General features: G+C 65.9%; 22 protein-coding genes. 9 read left to right on the top strand and 13 right to left on the bottom strand.

Annotation, left to right across the window (positions count from 1 at the left end; all coding sequences use genetic code 11):
* The first annotated feature begins 11 nt into the window (after window positions 1-11).
* Entirely contained in the window at window positions 12-752 is a 741-nt protein-coding gene (locus BMG00_RS07485; protein WP_078526033.1) for an SDR family oxidoreductase, read from the top strand.
* A gap of 27 nt (window positions 753-779) precedes the next feature.
* Here BMG00_RS07485 and BMG00_RS07480 read toward each other — a convergent pair whose 3' ends face one another.
* Entirely contained in the window at window positions 780-2,795 is a 2,016-nt protein-coding gene (locus tag BMG00_RS07480; RefSeq protein ID WP_078573797.1) for an NADPH-dependent 2,4-dienoyl-CoA reductase, read from the bottom strand.
* A gap of 269 nt (window positions 2,796-3,064) precedes the next feature.
* On the opposite strand from BMG00_RS07480, the gene BMG00_RS07475 reads away from it, so the two are divergent.
* Window positions 3,065-3,970, top strand: coding sequence for a LysR family transcriptional regulator (locus tag BMG00_RS07475; RefSeq protein WP_078526029.1), 906 nt, complete (start codon window positions 3,065-3,067; stop codon window positions 3,968-3,970).
* A gap of 40 nt (window positions 3,971-4,010) precedes the next feature.
* Here the strand turns inward: BMG00_RS07475 and BMG00_RS07470 are convergent, their stop codons facing one another.
* Genes BMG00_RS07470 through BMG00_RS07460 form a run of 3 tightly spaced genes read right to left on the bottom strand, consistent with a single transcriptional unit; the run spans window position 4,011 to window position 6,399 of the window.
* On the bottom strand, window positions 4,011-4,964 hold the full coding sequence (locus BMG00_RS07470) for an OmpA family protein (protein ID WP_078526027.1): 954 nt from the start codon (window positions 4,962-4,964) through the stop codon (window positions 4,011-4,013).
* Window positions 4,961-5,674 (bottom strand): GNAT family N-acetyltransferase, encoded by a 714-nt coding sequence (locus BMG00_RS07465; RefSeq protein WP_078526025.1) that lies wholly within the window; start codon window positions 5,672-5,674, stop codon window positions 4,961-4,963. Before BMG00_RS07465 ends, BMG00_RS07470 begins: the two co-directional genes overlap by 4 nt.
* The gene (locus BMG00_RS07460) at window positions 5,671-6,399 is read right to left on the bottom strand and encodes a competence/damage-inducible protein A (protein WP_078573796.1); all 729 of its coding nucleotides are present in this window, start codon (window positions 6,397-6,399) and stop codon (window positions 5,671-5,673) included. The genes BMG00_RS07465 and BMG00_RS07460 overlap by 4 nt, the downstream gene beginning before the upstream one ends.
* Window positions 6,400-6,516: 117 nt before the next feature.
* Between BMG00_RS07460 and map the strand changes: the two genes are divergently transcribed.
* Window positions 6,517-7,326 carry a type I methionyl aminopeptidase gene (map, locus tag BMG00_RS07455; RefSeq protein ID WP_078526021.1) on the top strand — a complete coding sequence of 270 codons (810 nt, stop codon included), beginning with the start codon at window positions 6,517-6,519 and terminating at the stop codon, window positions 7,324-7,326.
* A gap of 137 nt (window positions 7,327-7,463) precedes the next feature.
* Entirely contained in the window at window positions 7,464-8,867 is a 1,404-nt protein-coding gene (locus BMG00_RS07450; protein ID WP_078573795.1) for an FAD-binding oxidoreductase, read from the top strand.
* A 123-nt stretch (window positions 8,868-8,990) separates the two neighbouring features.
* Here BMG00_RS07450 and BMG00_RS07445 read toward each other — a convergent pair whose 3' ends face one another.
* From BMG00_RS07445 to BMG00_RS07435, 3 genes are read right to left on the bottom strand one after another with little or no spacing between them, the layout of a single operon-like run.
* On the bottom strand, window positions 8,991-9,419 hold the full coding sequence (locus BMG00_RS07445; RefSeq protein ID WP_078573794.1) for an NUDIX hydrolase: 429 nt from the start codon (window positions 9,417-9,419) through the stop codon (window positions 8,991-8,993).
* A complete protein-coding gene (locus tag BMG00_RS07440) occupies window positions 9,416-9,946 on the bottom strand; it encodes an adenine phosphoribosyltransferase (RefSeq protein WP_078526015.1) in 531 nt (176 codons plus the stop codon). The genes BMG00_RS07445 and BMG00_RS07440 overlap by 4 nt, the downstream gene beginning before the upstream one ends.
* Window positions 9,947-9,953: 7 nt before the next feature.
* Complete coding sequence (locus BMG00_RS07435) at window positions 9,954-10,826, bottom strand: S-methyl-5'-thioadenosine phosphorylase (RefSeq protein ID WP_078573793.1); 873 nt, start codon at window positions 10,824-10,826, stop codon at window positions 9,954-9,956.
* Window positions 10,827-10,967: 141 nt separating this feature from the next.
* Between BMG00_RS07435 and BMG00_RS07430 the strand changes: the two genes are divergently transcribed.
* The gene (locus BMG00_RS07430) at window positions 10,968-11,831 is read left to right on the top strand and encodes a DMT family transporter (RefSeq protein WP_078526011.1); all 864 of its coding nucleotides are present in this window, start codon (window positions 10,968-10,970) and stop codon (window positions 11,829-11,831) included.
* A 60-nt stretch (window positions 11,832-11,891) separates the two neighbouring features.
* Here BMG00_RS07430 and BMG00_RS07425 read toward each other — a convergent pair whose 3' ends face one another.
* The gene (locus tag BMG00_RS07425; RefSeq protein ID WP_078573792.1) at window positions 11,892-12,494 is read right to left on the bottom strand and encodes a flavin reductase family protein; all 603 of its coding nucleotides are present in this window, start codon (window positions 12,492-12,494) and stop codon (window positions 11,892-11,894) included.
* A gap of 68 nt (window positions 12,495-12,562) precedes the next feature.
* Between BMG00_RS07425 and BMG00_RS07420 the strand changes: the two genes are divergently transcribed.
* A complete protein-coding gene (locus BMG00_RS07420) occupies window positions 12,563-13,045 on the top strand; it encodes a GNAT family N-acetyltransferase (protein WP_078526007.1) in 483 nt (160 codons plus the stop codon).
* A gap of 45 nt (window positions 13,046-13,090) precedes the next feature.
* Window positions 13,091-13,849 carry an EcsC family protein gene (locus tag BMG00_RS07415; RefSeq protein WP_078573791.1) on the top strand — a complete coding sequence of 253 codons (759 nt, stop codon included), beginning with the start codon at window positions 13,091-13,093 and terminating at the stop codon, window positions 13,847-13,849.
* 194 nt (window positions 13,850-14,043) lie between these two features.
* Here BMG00_RS07415 and ptsP read toward each other — a convergent pair whose 3' ends face one another.
* The 3 genes from ptsP to BMG00_RS07400 all read right to left on the bottom strand — a co-directional run bounded on the left by ptsP (window position 14,044) and on the right by BMG00_RS07400 (window position 18,308).
* Entirely contained in the window at window positions 14,044-16,287 is a 2,244-nt protein-coding gene (ptsP, locus tag BMG00_RS07410) for a phosphoenolpyruvate--protein phosphotransferase (RefSeq protein WP_078526003.1), read from the bottom strand.
* Between the two features lie 40 nt (window positions 16,288-16,327).
* Window positions 16,328-17,587, bottom strand: a complete 1,260-nt coding sequence (locus tag BMG00_RS07405; protein WP_078526001.1) for an aspartate kinase — start codon at window positions 17,585-17,587, stop codon at window positions 16,328-16,330.
* Window positions 17,588-17,807: 220 nt separating this feature from the next.
* Entirely contained in the window at window positions 17,808-18,308 is a 501-nt protein-coding gene (locus tag BMG00_RS07400) for a hypothetical protein (protein WP_146642577.1), read from the bottom strand.
* A gap of 149 nt (window positions 18,309-18,457) precedes the next feature.
* Between BMG00_RS07400 and BMG00_RS07395 the strand changes: the two genes are divergently transcribed.
* Together BMG00_RS07395 and BMG00_RS07390 are read left to right on the top strand one after the other, a co-directional pair.
* Window positions 18,458-18,961 carry a hypothetical protein gene (locus tag BMG00_RS07395; protein WP_146642575.1) on the top strand — a complete coding sequence of 168 codons (504 nt, stop codon included), beginning with the start codon at window positions 18,458-18,460 and terminating at the stop codon, window positions 18,959-18,961.
* Entirely contained in the window at window positions 18,958-20,619 is a 1,662-nt protein-coding gene (locus BMG00_RS07390) for a GMC family oxidoreductase (RefSeq protein WP_078573789.1), read from the top strand. The genes BMG00_RS07395 and BMG00_RS07390 overlap by 4 nt, the downstream gene beginning before the upstream one ends.
* Before the next feature lie 6 nt (window positions 20,620-20,625).
* On the opposite strand, the gene BMG00_RS07385 is transcribed toward BMG00_RS07390, so the two are convergent.
* Together BMG00_RS07385 and BMG00_RS07380 are read right to left on the bottom strand one after the other, a co-directional pair.
* The gene (locus BMG00_RS07385; protein WP_078525995.1) at window positions 20,626-21,069 is read right to left on the bottom strand and encodes a DUF1178 family protein; all 444 of its coding nucleotides are present in this window, start codon (window positions 21,067-21,069) and stop codon (window positions 20,626-20,628) included.
* A 69-nt stretch (window positions 21,070-21,138) separates the two neighbouring features.
* Window positions 21,139-22,347: a 3-deoxy-D-manno-octulosonic acid transferase gene (locus BMG00_RS07380; protein ID WP_093470035.1), complete on the bottom strand. Its 1,209-nt coding sequence runs from the start codon at window positions 22,345-22,347 to the stop codon at window positions 21,139-21,141.
* Window positions 22,348-22,386 lie beyond the last annotated feature (39 nt).

Raw genomic sequence — 22,386 nt, 5'->3', positions numbered from 1 at the left:
GGAGGAGCCACATGAGACTTGAGAACAAGACCGCCATCGTCACCGGTGCGGGTTCGGGCTTCGGCGCGGGCATCGCGCGCCGTTTCGCCGCCGAGGGCGCGCGCGTCATGGTCGCCGATCTGAACGAAGACGCCGCGCAGGCGGTCGCCAAGGAGATCGGCGGGATCGCCTGCGCTGTCGATGTCAGCCGCAATGCGGATGTCGCCGCGATGACCAGGGCCGCGCAGGACACCTGGGGTCGGATCGACATCCTCGTGAACAATGCAGGCACGACCCATCTGCCCAAACCGATGGAAGAGGTCACCGAGGAAGAGTTCGACCGTGTCCTCAACGTGAATGCCAAGTCGGTCTACCTGACCGCGCGCCACATCGTACCGCTGATGAAGGCGCAGGGCTCGGGTGCGATCCTCAACGTGGCCTCCACCGCTGGCGTGAGCCCGCGACCCAGGCTCAACTGGTACAATGCCTCGAAGGGCTGGATGATCACCGCGACCCGCGCGATGGCGGTGGAGCTTGCTCCCGAGGGTATCCGCGTCAACGCAATCAATCCGGTCGCCGGAGAGACGCCGCTTCTGAAAAGCTTCATGGGCGAAGACACGCCCGAGGTACGCGCGAAATTCCTCGCCACGATCCCGCTCGGGCGGTTTTCGACCCCCGAGGATATGGCCAACGCGGCGCTGTTTCTGTGCTCGGACGAAGCGAGCATGATCACCGGCGTCGCGATGGAGGTCGATGGCGGGCGCTGTATCTGAGCGGGAGGGGCGCGCCCCTCCCATTCCTCAAAGCGCGGCGGCGAGGCGCGTGCCCTGATCGATCGCGCGTTTCGCGTCCAGCTCGGCCGCGACATCCGCGCCGCCGATCACATGCGGGCTGCGGCCCGCCGCGATCAGCTGATCGGCAAGCGTGCGATCCGAGAGCTGACCCGCGCAAAGCACGACCGTATCGGCTTGGATCAGCGTCGGGTTCTCACGCGCCTCGCCGAAGGTGACATGCAGCCCCTCGGTGGTGATCTTCTCGTAATTCACCCCGCCGATCATCTTCACGTCCTTCATCTGAAGCGCCGCGCGGTGAATCCAGCCGGTGGTTTTCCCAAGGCGACGCCCCAGCTTCTCGCGCTTGCGCTGTAGCAGGGTGACGGTGCGCGCGGGGGCTTCGGGCTGCGGCTCGGCCAGACCGCCCGGGGTTGCCGCCGGATCACCGACGCCCCATTCGCGCTTCCATTCCTCGAGGTCGAGCGTCGGGCTGTCGCTGACGGTCAGGAACTCGGCCACGTCGAAGCCAATCCCGCCCGCGCCGATTACCGCGACACGCGGTCCTGCGGTCACACGGCCCTTGAGGATGTCGATGTAGCTGACGACCTGCCCGCCCTCGTTCGGGATCGCGGGGTCGCGCGGCAGGACGCCGGTGGCGATGATGATCTCGTCGAACCCGGCCAGCGCCTCGACCGTCGCTTCGGTGTTGAGTTTCAGCGTCACCCCGGTCTTCGCGACCATCGTGGCGAACCAGTCGGTGAGGCCGTGGAACTCTTCCTTGCCGGGGATCGCACGCGCCATCGTCAGCTGGCCGCCGATCTCGGCGCCGCGATCGAAGACGGTGACCGCGTGGCCGCGCTGCGCGGCGGTTATCGCGGCCGAAAGGCCCGCGGGTCCGGCGCCGACGACGGCGATGGTCTTGGGCGCGTCGGTCGGCGTGATGGTGATCTCGGTCTCGTGGCCCGCGCGCGGGTTCACGAGGCAGGACGACACCTTGCCCTGGAAGGTGTGGTCGAGGCAGGCCTGGTTGCAGGCGATGCAAGGCGCGATCTCTGCGGCGCGGCCTTCCCGGGCTTTCACCACGAAATCGGGATCGGCGAGGAAGGGGCGCGCCATCGACACCATATCGGCGCAACCTTCGGCCAGCACGCTTTCCGCGGTGGCGGGATTGTTGATCCGGTTCGAGGTGATGACGGGGATCGAGACCTCGGGGCGCAGCCGTCCGGTCAGCCAGGTGAAGGCTGCGCGCGGCACCGAGGTCGCGATGGTGGGCACGCGGGCCTCGTGCCAACCGATGCCGGTGTTGAGGATCGTGGCTCCGGCCGCCTCGATGGCCTTGGCAAGTGTGACGACTTCCTCCCAGGTCGAGCCGTCGGGGATCAGATCGATGAGCGAGATGCGGTAGATCACGATGAAATCGGGGCCGACCGCCTCACGCACGCGGCGCACCACCTCGACGGGAAGGCGCATCCGGTTCTCGAACGATCCGCCCCAGCGATCCTCGCGCTTGTTCGTATGGCGCACGAGGAACTGGTTGAGGAAATACCCTTCCGAGCCCATCACCTCGACCCCGTCATAGCCCGCCTCGCGCGCGCGCGCGGCAGAGGTCGCTATATCGGCGATCTGCTTCTCGATCCCGGCCTCGTCGAGTTCTTTCGGCGGGAAAGGGGAGATCGGGGACTTGATGGCCGAGGCCGAGACACAATCGGGACCGTAAGCATAGCGGCCCGCATGGAGGATCTGCATCGCGATCCGCCCGCCCGCTTCATGGACGCGATCGGTGATCAGGCGGTGGTTGGCGATGTCCTGCGGCGTGAAAAGACCCGCCGCACCGGGAAACACGCCCCCTTCGGCATTGGGGGCCATGCCGCCGGTCACCATCAGTGCGACGCCGCCGCGCGCGCGCTCGGCATAGAACTCGGCTACCGCGTTCCAATTGCCGCGCTCTTCGAGATTGGTGTGCATCGAGCCCATCAGCACGCGGTTAGGCAGCGTGACATGGCCCAGATCGAGCGGCGTGAAGAGATGCGGATACTGGCTCATGAAACCCTCCCTGATTTGGGCAGCACTGTTGCGAGCGCGACCCGCATTGTCACGTCAAACGCGGCGTCATTGCGCCTTCGGATCCGTCGCGGAAGATGTGTAATCGCCTTGTTTCCTTGGAAATCCATAGGCGGTGAGACCGTTTCGTGAGAGTAACCAACCCGTGACATTTCCCCCTTATTGTCGCCCTGAGGCCCCATTTGCGCCCGATTTGACCTCGAAAACGGACGACAACGACAAACAAAACGAGTTCCGCAAAGGTGCGCTAGATGGATCGCCTGACTGAAATGGAAGCCTTCGCAATGGTCGTCGACCAGGGCGGCTTCACAGATGCCGCGAAGAAGATGGGCATTTCCAAATCCGCCGTGTCGAAGCACGTCTCCGCGCTCGAGGCGCGCCTTGGCGCGCGTCTGCTCAACCGCACCACGCGCCGCGTTTCCCCGACCGAGATCGGTCTGGCCTATTACGATCGCGCACGCCGGGTGCTCAACGATGCGGGCGAGGCCGACGCGCTGGTCACCTCGATGCAGACCGCGCCTTCGGGTCTGCTGCGCATTTCGGTCGCGACGGATTTCGGCGTGAACCTTCTGTCGCCCGTTCTGGGCGATTTCCTGCAGGAATTCCCCGATATCACCGTGAACATGGTGCTGAACAACCGTTATGTCGAACTGATCTCGGAAGGGTTCGACATGGCGATCCGCGTCGGCGAGCTGGAGGATAGCAGCCTGCGCGCGCGCAAGCTGACCGAAACCTCGCGCCGGATGATCGCCGCACCCGAGTATTTCGCGAAATACGGCCGCCCCGAGCGGATCGACGACCTCAACGAACACAAGCTGCTGCATTACTCGAACCAGTCGGCGGGCAATGTCTGGAAGCTGACCGCGCCCTCGGGCGAGCGTCGTCAGGTGCGCTCGGCGGGCTGGCTGACGGTCAATGACGGCCAATCGCTGCTGCATGCCTGCATCGCTGGGCTCGGCATCGCCTACCTGCCGTCCTTCCTTTATGCCGATGCGATGCGCCAGGGCCTCGTGGAAGAGGCAATGCCCGACCTGCCGATGGAGACGCTGGGCATCTACGCGATCTATCCGCCGGGCCGTTTCACCCAGCCGAAAGTGCGCGCCTTCATCGATTTTCTCGCCCAGACCTTCGCCGAGAAGGGTCCTGACAACTGGTGAGCCGATCTTCCCCTGCGGGGTCCGAGCAGCCCGGACCGCGCTAACTGCGGGTCGAAGTGAGAACCACTTCGACCCGTCTGTTTTTCTCGCGCCCCTCTTTCGTCAGGCTGCTCGCGCGCGGCGCGAGGAAGCCCGCGCCCTCGGCGCTGACCTGGGCCGGGTCGGTGCCATAGTCGGAGATCAACTTGCTGCGCACAGACTGGGCGCGTTTCTTCGAAAGCGCGATATTCGCGGCCAGCGAGCCAACCGCATCGGTATGCCCGACCAGCATGACCTGCATGTCCGGGTTGGCCTTCAGAAACTCCGCCAGGGCCGCAAGCGAGGCGAATTCTCCGGGTCCGAGGGTCGCCGCGCCAGACGGAAAGTCGAGATCGTCGAGCGCGACGGAGCCCCGGGTTTCGAGCGCGCGGGCGAATGCCGAAGGTGGGGTCGCAGTGGCATTCGTCGTCAACGGGGCGGCGGGCAGAGGTGTCGCGAGCGGATTGTCGGGCCGCGCCGGGGTCACGTCCTGTACGCTGAGATCGGTAATCTGGATAAATCCCGACTCCGACGAGCGCGAGACCGTGATCGCGACATATTCCTCGCCCTTGCGCGCTGCGAGATAGCGAAAATCGCCCAGGTCGACATGCATCGACGGCTCGGGCAGCAGGTCGAGCGCATAGCGAAAATCGAAGCCGCCACAGGCATCGGTGTCGCACTCGTAAAGCAGTGTGTAACCAGCCTCGGTCAACTGGTCGCGCAGCGGTGCGAGGATCTGGAGCGTCGTGTTCTGGTTCGCCCGGAGCCGCCAGGCGGTGTCGCTGCGCGCGCCCTCAAGCGCGATATGCTCGATCGCGCCATCCTGCCACGGGCCGACGGCGAGCGCGTAGCTTGTCGCCGGGCTCGACGCCTGCGCCGATTGGGTCGCGCCACCGGGCAGGCTGAGCGCGAGCGGCTCGGCCAGCGCGGGCGCGGCGATCAACGTCGCGAGCGCGAAGCCAGCCAGACGGGTCACAGGGCATCCTCCTTGCGGCGGTAGTGATACTGCGCGCGCGCTTCCATCCCGAGGTCACGCGCAAGCCCGTTCGAGGCATCATTGGCAAGCGTCACGATCATCTCGAAGCGCGTAGCCCCTGCCTCGGCGGCCCAGCGGGCGGCCTCGTGAACCATCTGGCGCGCGAGCCCCATGCGGCGGAACCGGGGGGCGACAGCAAGCGCGTGCAGCATCGCCGCACCCTCGTGGAGGGCGACGAAGGCCACGCCTGCCGCGCGATCCTGCTTGCGGCCCAGGACACAGGCTTTCGGGCCGGTGACGCGCTCCATGATCGCCTGACGTTCGGGGCCGACGTCAAGCTCAGACCAGAGATCGCGGGCGATCTGGAGCGGTGGCCAATGGGCGAAGGCCGTGACGGGAGGCACCTCACCTTGCACCTGCTCGATCGGTGCCGACCACAGACGGACCGGATCATAGGCCTCGTAGCCCCGCCCTTCGAGCACCGCATCGAATGCGTCTTCGCCATCGCGGATCATGAAGCGCGGGGTCTGGCCGAGGGCGCGGTGGGCAGCCTCCGCGGCCGGGATGTCGGCCTCTTCCAGCGGACCTTCGAGCGTGGCGCAGCTGACGCGCGAGCCGCCACCCTGACCGTCGCGGATCAGGAACCCTCCGGCACGGCGAAACTGCGCGGGGGGCCAGGTTGCATCGATGATCGCGTAGGCGTCGGTCATTTGCCCTCCGGGAAAGCGGTCTTCAGCGCTTGCCAGCCCACCTCGACCCGCCCGGGATCGGTGCCGCGGGTGACGAGATTTGTCCCGTATCGCCCCTCCTGCACGAAGGGATAGGACCCGATCGAGAGATCGGGAAAGCGCGCCGCGATCTCGCGCAGCTCATCGGCCACGGAGGCCTCCGCGACCATCACCTGCCAGTTTCGCGAGATCAGCGGTGCGCCCCCGGTGAGCTTCGGCAAGAGCCCCTCGACCATCGCCTGGAAGATGTTGGGCACGCCCGCCATCACATGGACATTGCCCAGCGAGAAGCCCGGTGCGCCCGAGACCGGGTTGTCGATCAGCTCGGCGCCCGCGGGAATGCGGGCCATGCGCAGCCGGGCGGTGGTGAACTCGACCCCGCGCGCGGCGTAATGTTCTGCGAGGATCATGCGCGCGTCGTCGCGTATGTCGAGCGAGGCCCCCATCGCCTCGGCCACCGCATCGGCGGTGATGTCGTCATGGGTCGGGCCGATGCCGCCGCTCGTGAAAAGATGATCGTGGCTTGTCGAAAGCTCACGCACCGCCGCCACGATCACGTCGTTATCGTCCGGCACGACCCGGATCTGGCGGCAGGTGATGCCATGTTCGGCCAGCTTTCCGGCAAGGAAATGGGCGTTGCCCTCGCGGGTGCGGCCGGTGAGGATCTCGTCGCCGATGATCAGGATCGCTGCGGTGGGATTGGGCATCTGGGAGGCTCCTTTCGCCTTGGTATAGGGCGCAGCGGGGCAGGGGAAAAGAGCGGGCACTGGCCAAGGCGTTCTTTTGTGACTATCTAGAGCCCGCAACCTGCAAGGAGTGGACCCTTGGACGACAATCAGGCCCGAGTGACCAAAGACGGTATCCGGATTTACGACCAGAGCGATTTCGCTGGAATGCGCGCCGCCTCGCAGGTGACCGCGCAGATCCTCGACGAGGTGGCGGATCTGGTGAAGCCGGGGGTAAGCACCGGCGAGCTCGACGCTTTCATCGACAAGCGCGTCACCGAGCTGGGCGCGACTTCGGCCACGATCGGCTATCGCGGGTATCGCCATGCGAGCTGCATCTCGGTCAACCATGTGGTCTGCCACGGCATCCCGGGCGACAAGAAGCTCAAGGATGGCGATATCATCAATATCGACGTGACGGTGATCCTCGATGGCTGGTACGGGGACAGCTCGCGCATGTATGTCGCGGGTACCCTGAGCCGGAAGGCCGAGCGGCTGATCCAGGTCACCCATGACGCGCTGATGATCGGGATCGAACAGGTCAAGCCGGGCAACACCTTCGGCGATATCGGCCATGCGATCCAGAAATTCGTCGAAGGCCACCGGATGTCGGTGGTGCGTGACTTCTGCGGCCATGGTGTCGGCAAGGTCTTCCACGCACCGCCGAACGTGCTCCATTACGGGCGCGCGGGTTCGGGTGCGGTGCTCGAGGAAGGCATGATCTTTACGATCGAGCCGATGGTCAATCTAGGCCGCCCCGAAACCAAGGTTCTCGCCGATGACTGGACCGCCGTGACGCGTGACAAGTCGCTGAGCGCGCAATTCGAGCATTCGGTTGGGGTGACCGCGGATGGCTGCGAGATCTTCACGTTGAGCCCGGCGAACCGTTTCCATCCGACCTGGCGATAAGGCGGGCCACGCATACGGGGCGGAGGTGCGGACACCTCTGCCGCAAGACGAATGAGACAGGTCAGGAAGGGGGCGCTGCCCCCTCGGCTTGACAGCCTCACCCCCGGGATATTTGGGCCAATTCGAAGGAGTGTTCGATGCGCGCACCTGCCGATGAGAGCTTTGTCGAGACGCTGCGCGCAGAGGTGCCGGGGCTGAGCATCGGCGCGCCGGGGGTATCTTATCTCGAGGAGCCGCGCGGGCGTTACAAGGGTTGCGGCGGGGTTTTGGTGAAGCCCGTCTCGACGGCGCAGGTCGCGGCGATTCTGCGGACCTGCCACAGTGCGGGTGTAGGGGTGGTGCCCTTTGGCGGCGGGACCGGGCTGGTCGGCGGGCAGATCATCGAAGAGGGCCCCGCGCCGGTGATCGTGAGCCTTGAGAAGATGGCGTCGGTGCGGGCGGTCACGGGCCATGTGCTGGAGATCGAGGCGGGCGCGACACTTCTGGACGCGCAGCAGGCGGCGGATCGCGCGGGACGGCTGTTCCCGCTGACCATCGCGAGCCAAGGTTCGGCGCGGATCGGTGGCGTGCTGGCGACCAATGCGGGCGGCGTGAACGTGCTACGCTATGGCAATGCCCGCGAGCTTTGCCTGGGGGTCGAGGCGGTGCTGGCCGATGGCACGGTGATCTCGGGGTTGAAACATCTGCGCAAGGACAACACGGGCTACGACCTGAAGGACCTGCTGATCGGGTCCGAGGGCACGTTGGGGATCATCACTGCGGCGACGTTGCGGCTGTTGCCAAAACCTGCGGCGGTCGGCACGGCGATGATGGTGGTCGAAAGCCCGTCGGCGGCGCTGGCATTGCTGGAACTGGCCGAAGCGCGGATGCCGGGTTGTGTCTCGGCTTTCGAGCTGATTTCGGGGCAGGGGCTGCGGTTTCTGGATGCCGTCGGCCCGGAGGTGCATCAGCCATTTGCCGCGCGCCCGGACTGGTCGGTGCTGATCGAGATCGGCCTGCCGGAGGGGCTGGCGCCGGAAGAAGCGTTGGCGGGGCTCTTCGTGGCGGGCGAGGGCCTTGTACGTGACGGGGTCATCGCAAGCTCCGAGAGCCAGCGCGCCCAGATGTGGACCCTGCGCGAGAGCCTGCCGGAGGCGAACAAGCGGATCGGCTCGATTTCCAGCCATGACATTTCGCTGCCGCTGCCGAAGCTGGCTCAGTTCATCGAAGAGGCCGAGGCGGCCCTGCGCGCGCTTGCCGATATCCGCATCAACTGCTTCGGTCATGTCGGGGACGGCAACCTGCATTTCAACGCCTTCCCGGCGGAAGGGCGCGATCGCAAGGAATACGAAAACCTGCGCCGCGCGATTCCCGAGACGGTCTACGATCTGGTGGATCGCTTCGGCGGCTCGATCTCGGCCGAGCATGGGATCGGGCGGCTCAAGGTCGGCGATCTGGAGCGTTACGGCGATCCGGGCAAGCTGGCGGCGATGCGGGCGATCAAATCGGCGCTGGACCCGAAAGGCATCCTCAATCCCGGCGCGGTTCTGGCCGAACGCTGAGGTGGAGACGAGACGCGCCCCGCCAGGAGAGCAGGCGGGGCGCGGCATTCCGGTTCACGTGTGTATGCAAGCAGCCGAACCATCAGGCGCGGTCAGCCTAGCGCGATTCGAATTAGCGATGGGTTAACGCGAATGAGAATGGTACAGTGCTGCGGCCTGCCGCGCGACGCGTGCCACATCGCGGCTCAGGGGAAGATCCTCGATCCGGTCGAGATCGACCCAGCGGGCATCCAGCGCATCATCGGCAGCACTTGGCTCTCCGGCCAGCCAACGGCATTCGACCGCGATCAGCACGTAATGATGCTCCAGCATCTCATCTGCGCCCTGTGCAAGGACATCAAGCGCGTTGAAGGCGTGCGTTGCCTCTGCGCGCACGCCGGTCTCTTCGCGCAGCTCGCGCTCGGCTGCCGAGAGAAGCGTCTCACCGAACTCGATCTTGCCGCCGGGAAATCCCCAGAGTCCGGCATCGGGCGGGTTCGCGCGCTGCACCAGAAGGGCCTGCCCGTCGCGGATCACCACGGCAAGGACGGCAGCGACCGGACCCGGGCTCACAGCCCCTCGAACTCGCAGAGCACGTTCACATTCATCCCGAGGCTTTCGAGCAGTTTCCGCCCGCCCAGTTCCGGGAGATCGACAATGAAGGACAGGCCGACGATATCGCCGCCGACGCGCTCGATCAGCTGGATGCCCGCCCGCGCGGTGCCGCCCGTGGCCAGAAGGTCATCGACGATCAGAACCTTCTCGCCGGGCTGGATCGCGTCTTCATGCATCTCCATCACCGCCTCGCCATATTCGAGCTGGTAGGCTTGGCTGATGGTCTGGCCGGGCAGTTTGCCCTTCTTGCGGATCGGCACGAACCCTTTCGAAAGCTGATGGGCAATCGCGCCGCCAAGGATGAAGCCGCGCGCCTCCAGCCCCACGACCTTGTCGATCTGCTGGCCCGCCCAGGGGTGAAGAAGCTGGTCGATCGCCATGCGGAAGCCGCGCGGATCGGCAAACAGGGTCGTCACATCGCGGAACATGATCCCTTCATGCGGGAAATCGGCGATGGTGCGGATATAGTCTTTGACGTCTTTCATTCGGTCCTCAGAGGTCGAGCACGCGGCCCGCGATAGTCTTCAGTTTCTCTTTCATCTCGGCCGAGCGCTTGTCGGGCGCGGTCATGATCGCGCTGTCGAGCGCGCGGGTGCAGCCGGTCGTACATTCTCCCGCAGCGCCTTTGAGCAGTGCGGGCAGGGCCGCGACCAGATCGCGGGCCTTGCTCGCGTTCTTCATCGCGACGGCCACGACCTGCGCCACGTCCACGGCGTCGTGATCGGGGTGCCAGCAGTCGAAATCGGTGATCATCGCGACGCAGGCGTAATGGAGTTCCGCCTCGCGGGCGAGCTTCACTTCGGGCATCCCGGTCATGCCGATCACGTCGGCGCCCCATTGGCGGTAAAGCTCGCTCTCGGCCTTTGTCGAGAATTGCGGGCCTTCCATCGCGACATAGGTGCCGCCCTCATGGACCTTTACGCCGGTCTTGCGCGCGGCCTCGGCGCAGGCGGCGGACAGGTCCGCGCAGACGGGATGGGCGACCGAGACATGGCCCACCATGCCGGGGCCGAAGAAGGATTTTTCGCGGGCGAAGGTGCGGTCGATATATTGATCCACGATCAGGAAATCGCCCGGCGCATAGGCCTCTTTCAGCGAGCCCACCGCCGAGACCGCGACGAGATCGGTCACGCCCAGCTGCTTCATCGCGGCGATATTGGCGCGGTAGGGGACGGTGGTCGGGGTCTCGACATGGCCGCGCCCGTGGCGGGGCAGGAAGGCCATCTTCACGCCGTGCAGCGTGCCGGTCAGAACCTGATCGGAGGGCGCGCCGAAGGGCGTGTCGACCGTGACCCATTCGGCCCCTTCCAGCCCGTCGATCTGGTAGACGCCCGAGCCGCCGATCACCCCGATCATCTTCTCCATCCCGCGCATCCTCCGGTTAGCCGCAAACTGTCGCGGCGAGCCTAAGCCCCGGGCGCGCAGGAGGAAAGAGGGATTGCAGCCGCTTGCCGCGCGGTCTATCGGCGAAAGGCGGGGCGAGGGAGTGCCCCCTCGGGAGGAGATATGGAAAATATCCGCGGTTCGGTGCTGATGGTGGTCGCGATGGCGGCTTTTGCGATGGAAGACATGTTCGTCAAATCAGCGTCGACCCATGTCGCGGTCGGCGTGGTGCTGATGCTGTTCGGCCTTGGCGGCATGGCGGTCTTCGCGACACTGGTGACCGCGCGCGGGCAACGGCTGCTGCATCCGGCGCTGCTCTCGAAGCCGATGCTAATCAAGCTCGTACTCGAGGTGGTGGGGCGTCTTGGCTATACGCTGGGGATCGCGCTGACGCCGCTGTCGAACGCCTCCGCCATCCTGCAGGCCACGCCGCTGGTCGTGGTCGCAGGCGCGGCGGTGGTGTTTTCCGAGCGCGTGGGGATGCGTCGCTGGGTCGCGGTCGGCATCGGCTTTCTCGGCGTACTGATCGTGCTGCGCCCCGGCCTCGACGGGTTCGTGCCCGCCGCGCTCTGGACGGTGCTGGGGATGCTGGGCTTCGCGGGCCGCGATCTGGCGACTCGCGCCTGCCCGCCGGTGCTGTCGAATTTCCAGCTCAGCTTCTACGGGTTCATGATGCTGATCCCGACCGGCGCGCTGATCCTGATGATCTTCGGCGGGCCGAGCACGCCGGACCTGATCGCGCTGCGCGATATCGCAGGTGCGGTCGCCTTCGGCACTTTCGCCTACTGGTCGCTGACCAAGGCGATGCGGATGGGCGAGGTCTCGGTCATCACGCCCTTCCGCTATACCCGCCTGATCTTCGCGCTGATCCTTGGCGCGGTCGTCTTCGGAGAGCGCCCGGACGCGGCGATGATTGCGGGGGCGGTGCTGATCGTGGCGAGCGGGCTCTACACGCTGGTCGAAGGCCGCCGCGCACGCAGGGCTTGAGGTCGGGGCTTGAGGTCGGGGCCTGAGACGGAGGGCGAGCCGGAGGCCTGAGGGCAGGGCTCATCCCCCGGCGGGGCGCAGCATCTCGAAGGCCTCGTTCACTGCGGCATAATCCCCCCGATAGCCAAAGCGCACCAGCCGGTCCTTGGGGCGGTAGAAGCCTTCGCGCAAACAGTCATCTGCGATATGAACGCCCGTGACCTCGCCATGGACGAGGAAGTTCGCCTCGCCCAGAAGATCCACCACCTGCACCAAACGGCATTCGAGGCTCGCAGGGGCCGCCGCCACGCGCGGGCAGTCGATCGTCTCGCATTCGGCTTTCTCGATCCCACATTCGGCAAACTCATCCGTGCCTGCGGGGAAATTGGCGCAAGACGCGTTCATCTGATCCTTCAGCGCATAGGTCACCAGATTGACGCAGAACACGCCAGACTCGCGGATCTGCGCGACGCTGTCCTTGGTGCCCTCACGATCCGGCTTGGCCGAGGTCGAGGAAAAGATCACCTGCGGCGGCGTATAGGCCACGGCATTGAAGAAGGAATAGGGCGCGAGATTGTCGCCCATTGTTCCGCGCGTCGAGATCCAGCCGATCGGACGTGGCGCCACGATCGCGTTGAAGGGATTATGCGGCAGCCCATGGCCATCTTGCGGTCGATAGAACATGCTTTCTCCTGTTTGATCCTGATCTTAGTGCGTGCTACCGCGTCGAACAGGGCAAAAGGACGGGCGCGATGTATCAGCTCGAAGAGGAAACGGACGAGGACTGGTGGGAAGTCGAGGCGCTCTATGACCTCTGCTTCGCGCCCGGGCGCACGGCGCTGTCCTCCTATCGTCTGCGCGACGGGGTTAAAAAGGTCGCGCCCCTGTGCCTCACCTTGCGCCAGGATGGCATTCTCGCCGCGGTGATCCGCTACTGGCCGGTGCGCGTCGGCGGCAAACGGGTGTTGCTCCTGGGGCCGGTCGCGGTGCACCCGACGCGGCAGGGGGAAGGGCTGGGCGGGCTCTTGATGCATGAGAGCCTCGCCGAGGCGCATCGTCTGGGCTGGGAGCGGGTGCTGCTGGTCGGCGATGAGCCCTATTATTCGCGCTTCGGGTTCGAAAAGCTCGAAGGGGTCGAGATGCCACCCCCCACCAACCCCGACCGCGTGCTCGGGCTCGAACTTGTCCCCGGCGCCTGGGAGGGCGTGAAAGGCCCCGTCGAGAAGGCCGCCTGATTGCCGAACGGCGCGGCTGCCCCCATATTTGGCCAAAAGCAGGAGATGCCCATGGCCGAGATCCTTCCCCCCGTGACCGACCCCGCACTGCTCGGAGAGCTCGACGCGCTGGCCAGACGCCACCGCGCGGCGGGCGGCGTCGTGATGCAGCTGATCGGCTATGTCGGCACCTCCGCTGAGAGCCTGCTGGAGAAACTTCCGGCCCCGGTCCGGGGTGGGCTCGACGGGGCGACGGAGCGCGCGCTGTCCGGTGCGATGGTGGCGGCCGAACGCTCGCGCGGCATCGTGTCGGACCGCCCCGACTGGCTCAACCGTACGCTGACGGCGGCGATGGGCGCGGCCGGGGGCGCAGGCGGTCTTGCAAGCTCGCTCGCCGAATTGCCCTTCACCGTGACGATGCTTCTGCGTGCGATCCAGGGCATCGCCGCCGAACATGGTTTCGATCCGGCGTCCGACGAGGTGCGCCTCGAATGCCTGCGCGTCTTCGCCTCGGCCGGGCCGCTCGAAAACGATGACGGGATGGATCTGAGCTTTCTCGCCGCGCGCGCCACGATCACCGGGCCGAGCATGAAATCCCTCATCGCCAAGGTCGCTCCGCGGCTTTCGGCGGTGCTCGGTCAGAAACTCGCGGCCCAGGCGGCCCCGATCCTGGGCGCGGTCGCGGGTGCTGCGGTGAACTATGCCTTCACCAGCTATTATCAGGAAATCGCCCGCGTCCATTTCGGGCTCAAGCGACTCGCCCGCGACAGCGGCACCGATGAGGGGCTCTTACGCGAGGAGCTGGTGGCGCGCATCGCGAAGTGACCCGGCCGGGCACGTCTTTCGGGCTTCGGATGCCTCCGGCAGGGATATTTGGGCCAACTCGAAGAAGAGGTCTCGCTTCTTCTTGACGAAAATATCTCGGGGGTGAGGCGCGAAGCGCCGAGGGGGCAGCGCCCCCTCTCATCCCGGTCTTTGTCGTCGTCCAGCGCTGGGAAGGGCCGCGCCTCCCGCTGTCCTCAGAGATGCGCGAGGTAGTTGGTGACAGCGCCGCGCACGGAGCTTTGGCCTTCGTTGCGTGCCCTTTGAATGACCTGGCGAAGCTCGGTCAGGTCCGCGCGGCGGATCAGATGTTTGACCGGACCGATGGAGGCGGGCCGCATCGAGAGCGTGCGGATCCCGAGTGCTGCGAGAGTCAGCGCCTCGATCGGCCGGCCGGCATCCTCGCCGCAGAAACTCAGCGGCGTGCCCGAGACCGAGCAGCGCGCGATGATCCGTTCGAGGAAATTCAGGAAAGAGCCGTCGAGCGTGTCGTAGCGACGGCGCACGCGCTCGTTCTCGCGGTCGGCGGCGAAGAAGAACTGCTTGAGGTCATTGCCGCCGATCGAGATGAAATCGCAGTCGCGATAGAAGCTGTCGGGGGCGAAGCCGAGTGAAGGGGTCTCAAGCATCGCGCCGACACGGAGATCCTCGGGGACGGGGCGACCCAGCTGCGCTTCGCGATCGCGTACGCGCAGCAGCATGTCGCGCGCGGCGGTGAACTCCTCGGGAAGCGCGATGAAGGGGAACATGATCGACATCGGCCGCCCATTGCCCGCGCGCAGCAGCGCCTGGAGCTGCATTCGCAGAACGCCGGGTTTGTCGAGCCCCACGCGCAGCGCGCGCCAGCCCATCGCGGGGTTCGGCTCGTCTTGCGGTTTCATGTAGGGCACGACCTTGTCCGATCCGATATCGAGCGTGCGGAAATGGACCCGCTTGCCGTCGGCCGCATCCATCACGCGGCGATAGAGCTGGGCGAGCTCGTCGCGGCGCGGCACGCGGGTGCGGGTGAGAAATTGCAGCTCGGTGCGGAAGAGGCCGACACCGTCCGCGCCCGAGCCTTTCAGCGAGGGCAGGTCGGCCATGAGACCTGCGTTCATCATCAGCGAGATGGTGGTGCCGTTGCGGTCCTGCGCGGGCAGGTCGCGCAGGCTGGCATAGCGCTTCTGTGCCTCGGCCTGCATCGCGATCTTGTCGCGGAAGGCGTGGGTCACGCTTTCCTCGGGGCGCAGATGCACCACACCCTGATCGCCATCGACGAGGATCGGGTCTCCGTTGAGGGCTTCGGCCGTGATCCGGCCCGCATGGATCACCAGCGGGATCGACAGGGCGCGCGCCACGATCGCGGCGTGAGACCCGACCGAGCCTTCCTCGAGCACGATCCCCTTGAGCTTGCGGTCGTAATCGAGCAGCTCCGCCGGGCCGATATTGCGCGCGATCAGCACCGGGTTGGCGGGGAGTTCGGCGCCGGTATCGGTGCCCTGACCCGTGAGTTGGCGCAGCAGCCGGTTGGACAGATCGTCGAGATCGTTGAGCCGCTCGCGCAGATAGGGATCGGGCGATTTCGCCATCCGGTCGCGGGCGGCGTTCTGTTCCTTCTCGACCGCGGCTTCGGCCGAGAGGCCCGCCGCGATATCCTCGAGCATACGCCGCTTCCAGCCCTTCGAGGCGGCGAGCATCTTGAAGGTCTCGAGAACCTGACGCTGATCCTTGTCGATCAGGGTCGGGCTCTTGAGCATGGTGTCGATCTGCCCACGCAATTCCTTGATCGCGGCCTCGAGACGTGACGCCTCGGCCTCCGGGTCTTCGCCCACCGGGTTGGTCACGACCACGCGGGGCTCGTGCAGCCAGACCCGGCCTTCCGCCGCGCCCTCCTGTCCGGTCGCGCCGCGAAACATCACGGGGAAACGGTGGGTCGCGCCGATTTCCGAATTCTCGCCGCCTACGAAGGCGCCAAGCTCGGTCATCTCGGCCAGCACCATCGCGACGACTTCGAGCCCGTAAAGCTCGTCATCGGAGAAGGAGCGCTTCTCTTTCGATTGCACGACCAACACGCCGAGTTTTTCGCCTACGCGCTGGATCGGCACGCCGACGAAGCTGGAATAGATCTCTTCGCCGGTCTCGGGCATGTAGCGGAAACCGGGCTCGGAGGGCGCATCGGCGGAGTTGATCGGGCGGCCAGACCGCGCGACGCGGCCCACGAGACCCTCGCCCAGCCGCATCCGCGTGTGGTGGACGGCCTCGGGTTTGAGGCCCTCGGTGGCGCAAAGCTCCAGCGTCTCGGGGTCGCGGAACAGGTAGATCGAGCACACCTGCGTGCCCATCGAATCCGCGATGATCCGGGTGATGTGGTTCAGGCGATCCTGACCGCTCCCCTCGGTGGCCAGCGTGTCGCGCAGCCGTCGAAGCAGCGTGCGACTGTCACTTTCGCTCAGTTCCACCATCTGTAAAGTCTGCCCCCGTTTGATGAAGGCCGCCGGTCAGTCAGGCCTTGTCGAGCTCGAAGGCATCATGCAGGGCCTGAACCGCCAGTTCCAGATATTTGCGGTCGACGAGCACCGAAATCTTGATTTCGGACGTTGCGATGACCTTGATGTTGACGTTTTCAGCAGCCAGCGCCTCGAACATCTTCGCCGCGACGCCCGCATGGCTGCGCATGCCGATGCCGACCACGGAGATCTTGGCGACCTCGGTGTCGATGATCAGGTCGTCATATTTGATCAGACCCGCGGCCATCGCGTCTTCCATCGCCTTGCGGGCGCGGGCGACCTGGTTGGTCGGGCAGGAGAAGGTCATGTCGGTCACGGCGCCGGTATGGGCGTCGTCATAGTCCTTCTCGGAGATGTTCTGGACGATCATGTCCACGTTGATCCCGGCCTCCGCCAGCGGTCCGAAGATTGCCGAGGCGATGCCGGGGCGGTCTTCGATGGTGAAGAGCGTGATCTTGGCCTCGTCACGCGAATAGGCGACGCCGGAGACGACTTTCGATTCCATGATTTCATCCTCACCGCAAACGAGGGTTCCAGAGTTTTCATCGGTCTCCTCGAAGGAGGAGAGCACCCGCAGGCGCACATTGTAGCGCATCGCGAGCTCGACCGAGCGGGTTTGCAGCACCTTCGCGCCGAGAGATGCGAGCTCGAGCATCTCCTCGAAGGCGATCTTGTCGAGCTTGCGCGCCTTGGAAGAGATGCGCGGGTCGGTCGTGTAGATGCCGTCGACATCGGTGTAGATGTCGCAACGCTCCGCGCCGAAGGCGGCGGCGAAGGCCACCGCCGTGGTGTCCGAGCCGCCGCGGCCCAGTGTGGTGATCCGGCCCTCGGCCGAAAGGCCCTGGAAGCCGGCGACGACCGCGACGCGGAAGCCTTCGGCGAACTTGGCATCGATATTGTCGCGCGGGATCGACACGAAACGCGCGGCGCTATGCGCCGAGGTGGTGTTGATCGGAACCTGCCAGCCCTGCCAGCTGCGCGCCGAGACGCCCATCTCCTGCAGGCGCAGCGCCATCAGACCGGCGGTGACGTTCTCGCCCGAGGCAACGACCGCGTCGTATTCGCGGGCATCATAGAGCGGCGAGGTCGTTTCGACCCAGTTCACCAGCTCATTGGTCTTGCCCGACATCGCCGAGACGATGACGATCACGTCATAGCCGCGCTCGACCTCGCGCTTCACCTTTTCGGCGGCGTTGGCGATCCGGTCGAGATCAGCGACCGAAGTGCCGCCGAATTTCATCACCAGAATTGGCATGGAAACCCCCTTGGGCAGAGTCGCGCCCCTGCTAGCCCAAGCAGTTGGCGCGCGCAAGAGATTTGCTTGGCGTCGGGGAAAGGGGCGAGGCAAACCCGCGAAGACGTTGGAAAAGGTGGTGCCGGGGGGACGTGGCGTCCGCGCCGGTCGGGACCTCTGCGCGAGGCGGGCTCGCGCAGAGTTGGCTTTGACTACCGATCTGATCTAGAGCGGGTCTTTATCAGTACATTTCATACGGGGCATTCGGCTGGACCTTGTCGAACTTGAAGCTCGTGACGCCCACGTAGCCGTTCATGCCGCTGCCCGAAAAGCCGTAATTTCCGCCGATTTCGAAATGGTTCATCAGACCGCCGAACTGGCCGATCATCTCGCCGTTGCCGAAGTCGTAACCCAGACCCAGCTCGCCCATGCCATAGGTCGTCCCCTTGAAGCCCGTCACGAAGACGCTGGGAGTGCCGCCCTGCTTGAACAGGTCGAGATCGAGAAAGACGCGCGCGCCTTGCACGTCATCGTCGGAATCGATGTCGGTATAGATCGCGCCGACGCGGGTCGACAGCCCGCCGCCCTGCTTGCCGAAGGTCCAGTTCAGACCGGCAAAGAGGCGCGTTTCGCTTTCGGAATTCTTGCTCGGTCCGAAGATCGGCGGCATGATTTCGCCGGCATGTGCGGCCGATGCGAGGGTGGTCAGGGCGATGATTGCTGCGCTTGCGAGGCGTTTCATCCAGATCTCCGTCATTCTGGGTGGAATTTCTTTTGGTTTCGCGGCAAGCATTCACCAAAGCGTGAGTTTACGCAAGGAAACGCGAGTGCTTCCACGGGTAAGGTTCTCCGCAGTTTGGCCGAAATATCACAGGAAAGGCCGGTAATTGCATGGGTCGGGCCATCGGTAATCCAACGCGACGTGCCACATTGCTCGCCATGGCGGCGGGGATTGCCTCGGGGCTCGCGCCGGGGGTGTTGCGCGCGCAAGATCTCGGGTCGCCCACCATCGCGCCCGCAACGTTCGACGCCTTTCTCGACAGTCTTTTGCCCGGTTTCGAGGGCGTTCCCTCGGCAAGCGAACTTGGCGTCGGGGCGGAGCTGCGCGCAGAGATCGAGCCGGGCAGCCTCACTGAGCGATTGATTGCCGCGGGGACCGGTTTTCTCGACAGCGTCGGGCCCGCGCGCTTTGCCGATCTGCCGCCCGCCGCGCGTGACGAGATCGTCGACTGGCTCGCGCAGGCGGATTACAACGAGATCCCGGGCAGGTTCTATCATGTGACGCGGCTTCTTGCCGTGGGCTACTATTTCATCCATCCCGAGGCGCTTGCCGGTTTGCCGCTCGAACCTGCGCCGCAACCCTTGGGATATCCGCCGCCATGGGGGACGGCATGAATGCGCCCGATGTCGTGATCATTGGCTCGGGAGCGGGCGGTGCGGCCTCTGCCTGGGCGCTGACCAAGCGGGGGCTTTCAGTTCTCTTGCTCGAGGCGGGGCCGGTCTTCGATCCGGTCAGGGATTACTCGCTTACCAATACCGACTGGGAGCGCCATCTGTTCCCCGCTCCTCCGGGCAGCCGGGGCGAGATCCTGTATGGCGACTTGGGGCGGCTCGATCCAGCGGACCGCGATCTTCAAAGCTTTGATGCCGTGACGCCGCGCCAGCCTCCACCCGCGTCTCGCGAGGCGGGTGGCATCGGCTATGCGCATGTGATGGGGGTCGGTGGAAGCACGCTGCATTTCGTGGGCGAGGCGCATCGTCTCCATCCCGCGAGCTTTCACCTTGCGCGCGATCATGGCGTCGGGGCGGACTGGCCGCTCTCCTATGACGAACTCGCGCCCTATTATGTGCAGGCCGAGGCGATGATGGGGGTGGCCGGGCCTGCGGAGCCGTCGGGGAGCGATGCCCGTCCGCGCGCCGCGCCGCCGCCTTTGCCCGCTCATCCGCTCAGCCCGCCCGCACGGCGTCTGGTCGAGGCGGGGGGCAAGGTCGGCCTGCCCTTCGAGGCCAATATGCGTGCGGCCAACAGCGTGCCCTATGACGGCCGGCCCTCGTGCAATTATTGTGGCCAGTGCAGCCGGGGCTGTCCGCTGGGCGACAAGGGCTCGGCCGATGTCACATATCTGCGTCATGCGCAGGAAAGCGGACACCTGACGCTGATCGCGAACGCGCCGGTGACGCGGATCGAGCTCGGCCCGAACGGGCGGGCGGCGGCGGTTCACTATGTCCATGCGGGACGGACGGTTCGGCAGGAGACCCCGATCCTCATCCTTTCGGGCGGTGCCGTACAGACCCCGCGCCTGCTGCTGGCGAGCGCCCAACCCGGTGCCCCCGACGGTGTGGCGAACGGCTCGGGGCAGGTCGGGCGCAACTTCATGGAAACGCTGGGCTGGTCGAGCACGGCCATTCTGCCGGGGCTCGAGAATAGTCATATGGGTCTGCCCGCAGACGCAATCTGCTGGGCGCAATCCGCGCCGGACGGGGTGCAGGGCGCTGTAGGCGGATGTCGTTACACCTCTGCAGTGCGCGAGCTGGGCCTGAGCGGGCCGATTGGTTATGCACAGCGACTGGTGCCGGGGCATGGTGCCGCGTTTCATCGGGCGATGCAGGCGCAGTTCGGTTCGGCGATCACGGTTGCGGCGATAGGGGCGGTGATCCCTGACGAGCGCAGCCACGTGACACTTTCGCCCGAACGACGCGACGCCAACGGTGTGCCGCTACCGGTGATTAGCTCGGTTTTGACGCAAAACAGCCTCGCGCTGCTGCGCAAGATGGCCGAGGGTTGCCGAAGCCTTTTGCGCGCAACCGGGGCCGGGGCCCTGCTCGAGGAGCGCGGCAGCTGGGACAGCTTTTCCGCAACCCACGTCTTTGGCACGGCGCGGATGGGGACGGACAGTGCGAGCTCGGTCGCCGATGCGTTCGGGCGCAGCCACGATCACGCGAACCTGTGGATCTCGGATGCGAGCCTTTTCTCCTCGACCGGAGGCGGCGAGGCCCCTTCGCTCACCATCGGCGCGCTGGCGTTGCGGCAGGCGGAGCAGATCGCGGGCTGAGCGGGCTCAGTTCGTCTTGCGGCGGGTCAGGAACGGGAGCGGAAGAACGGGCAAGCCTTCTTCGAGCATCTCGCGCGCTTCTTCAAGTTTCGCCTCGCCATGGATGGCGCGGGCTTCGGTCTCGCCGGCATGCATGGCGCGGGCCTCGCTGGCGAAGTTCATGCCGACGTAATCCGAGTTCTCCTCGATGTGGCGGCGCATCGCGGCGAAGGCCTTTTCGGCTTCCGACTGGGGTTCCGACAGCGGGCGTTCGGGCTTTGCCTCGGGCGCGTCGGCCTTCTTGCGCGCGGGCGTCACCGAGGGCGCCATCAGCGATTTCTCGACCCTGCGCGAGCCGCAGATCGCGCATTCCAGCTGACCGGCAGCCTTTAGCGCCTCGAACCCGTCGGCCGAGGGGAACCAGCTTTCAAAACGGTGGTCCTGATCGCATTGCAGCGTGTAACGGATCATCTGCGCATCATCTCCAGAATGTCTGAGCAGATAAGCGTTTTGGCCTGCAATGCAAGCCTCTCGCGCGGCTCAGAGCCGGTCGAGCACGGCCTGCGACAACGCCTCGATATCGGCGGGCGGGCCAAGCGCCGCCCGCGCCGCGCGGGCCATCTCCGCCTGCTCGGGGGCGTCGAGCGTCGCGAATTGCTCCGCGAGGTCCGCCACATCCTTGCAAAGCGTTGCACCGCCTTGTTCATCAAGGGCGCCGTAAGCCTCGCGGAAATTCGCGACATGCGGCCCGTGCAGGATCGCACTGTCGAAGCCCGCAGGTTCGTAGGGCGTGTGCCCGCCTTTCTCGACGAGCGAACCGCCTACGAAACAGATCCCGGCGCTTGCATACCAGCGCCCCATCTCGCCCATCGTATCGGCAAGATAGACCTCTGCTGCGGGCGGCTCATCCTTCGAGCGGCTGGTATGAGACAGCCCCGCCTTCGCGATCAGTGCCGCGATCTCGGGGGCGCGGCGCGGATGGCGTGGGGCGAGGATCAGGCGCAACCCGGGGCGGCGGGTGCGGGCCTCGGCGAAGGCGCTCAGAACCAGCGTCTCCTCGCCCTCATGCGTCGACGCGGCGAGCACCGTCTCGCTGCGATCCCAATCAAGCGGCGCGCCGCGCTCCAGCGTGATCGCGGTTTTCAGGTTCGCCTGTGGCAAGAGCCGCTCGGGCGACAGGCCAAGTTTCACGAACCGGCTTTCCGACCCCGCATCCTGCGCCGAGAGCGCCCCGATCTGCGCGACCATCTTCTGCCCGAGCCCGGTCTTGCCCCAGCGCGCCGCCGAGCGTTCGGAGATCCGCGCCCCGATCACGAGGATCGGCAAGCCCGCCCGCGCCGCCAGCGCCATCCGGTTCGGCCAAAGCTCATTCTCGATCACGATCAGCGCGCGCGGCGCATGGCGGCGCAGGAACCGACCCAGCACCGCGCGATGATCGAGCGGCGCCATGCGTATCGCGATGCGCGGATCGGCCCAGCCCTCTCCCATCGCGCGCGCCGTCGCGGTGTTCACCGTCACCATGAGCCGCAACTCCGGATCGCGCGCCAGCATCGCCTCTATCAGCGGGCGCGCCGAGGTCAGTTCGCCATTCGATGCGGCGTGCAGCCAGACCCGCCCGGGTGCAGCTTCCCCCCCGCCAAGCCGTTCACCCGCCGCCTGCGCGCTTTCCTTGCCGCGCAGCACGCGCCAGCCCAGCCGGACCAGAACCGGCAGGGTCGCGAAGCTTACGAGGAGGCGATAGGCGAACACGGGATGGCTCCGAGAGGTTTGCGCCATAGAACGGATCAC

The sequence above is a fragment of the Thioclava marina genome (assembly GCF_002020135.1).
GTDB lineage: Bacteria > Pseudomonadota > Alphaproteobacteria > Rhodobacterales > Rhodobacteraceae > Thioclava > Thioclava marina.
Note: the sequence above shows the minus strand (reverse complement) of the source record. Positions and strands in the feature narration are given on the sequence as shown.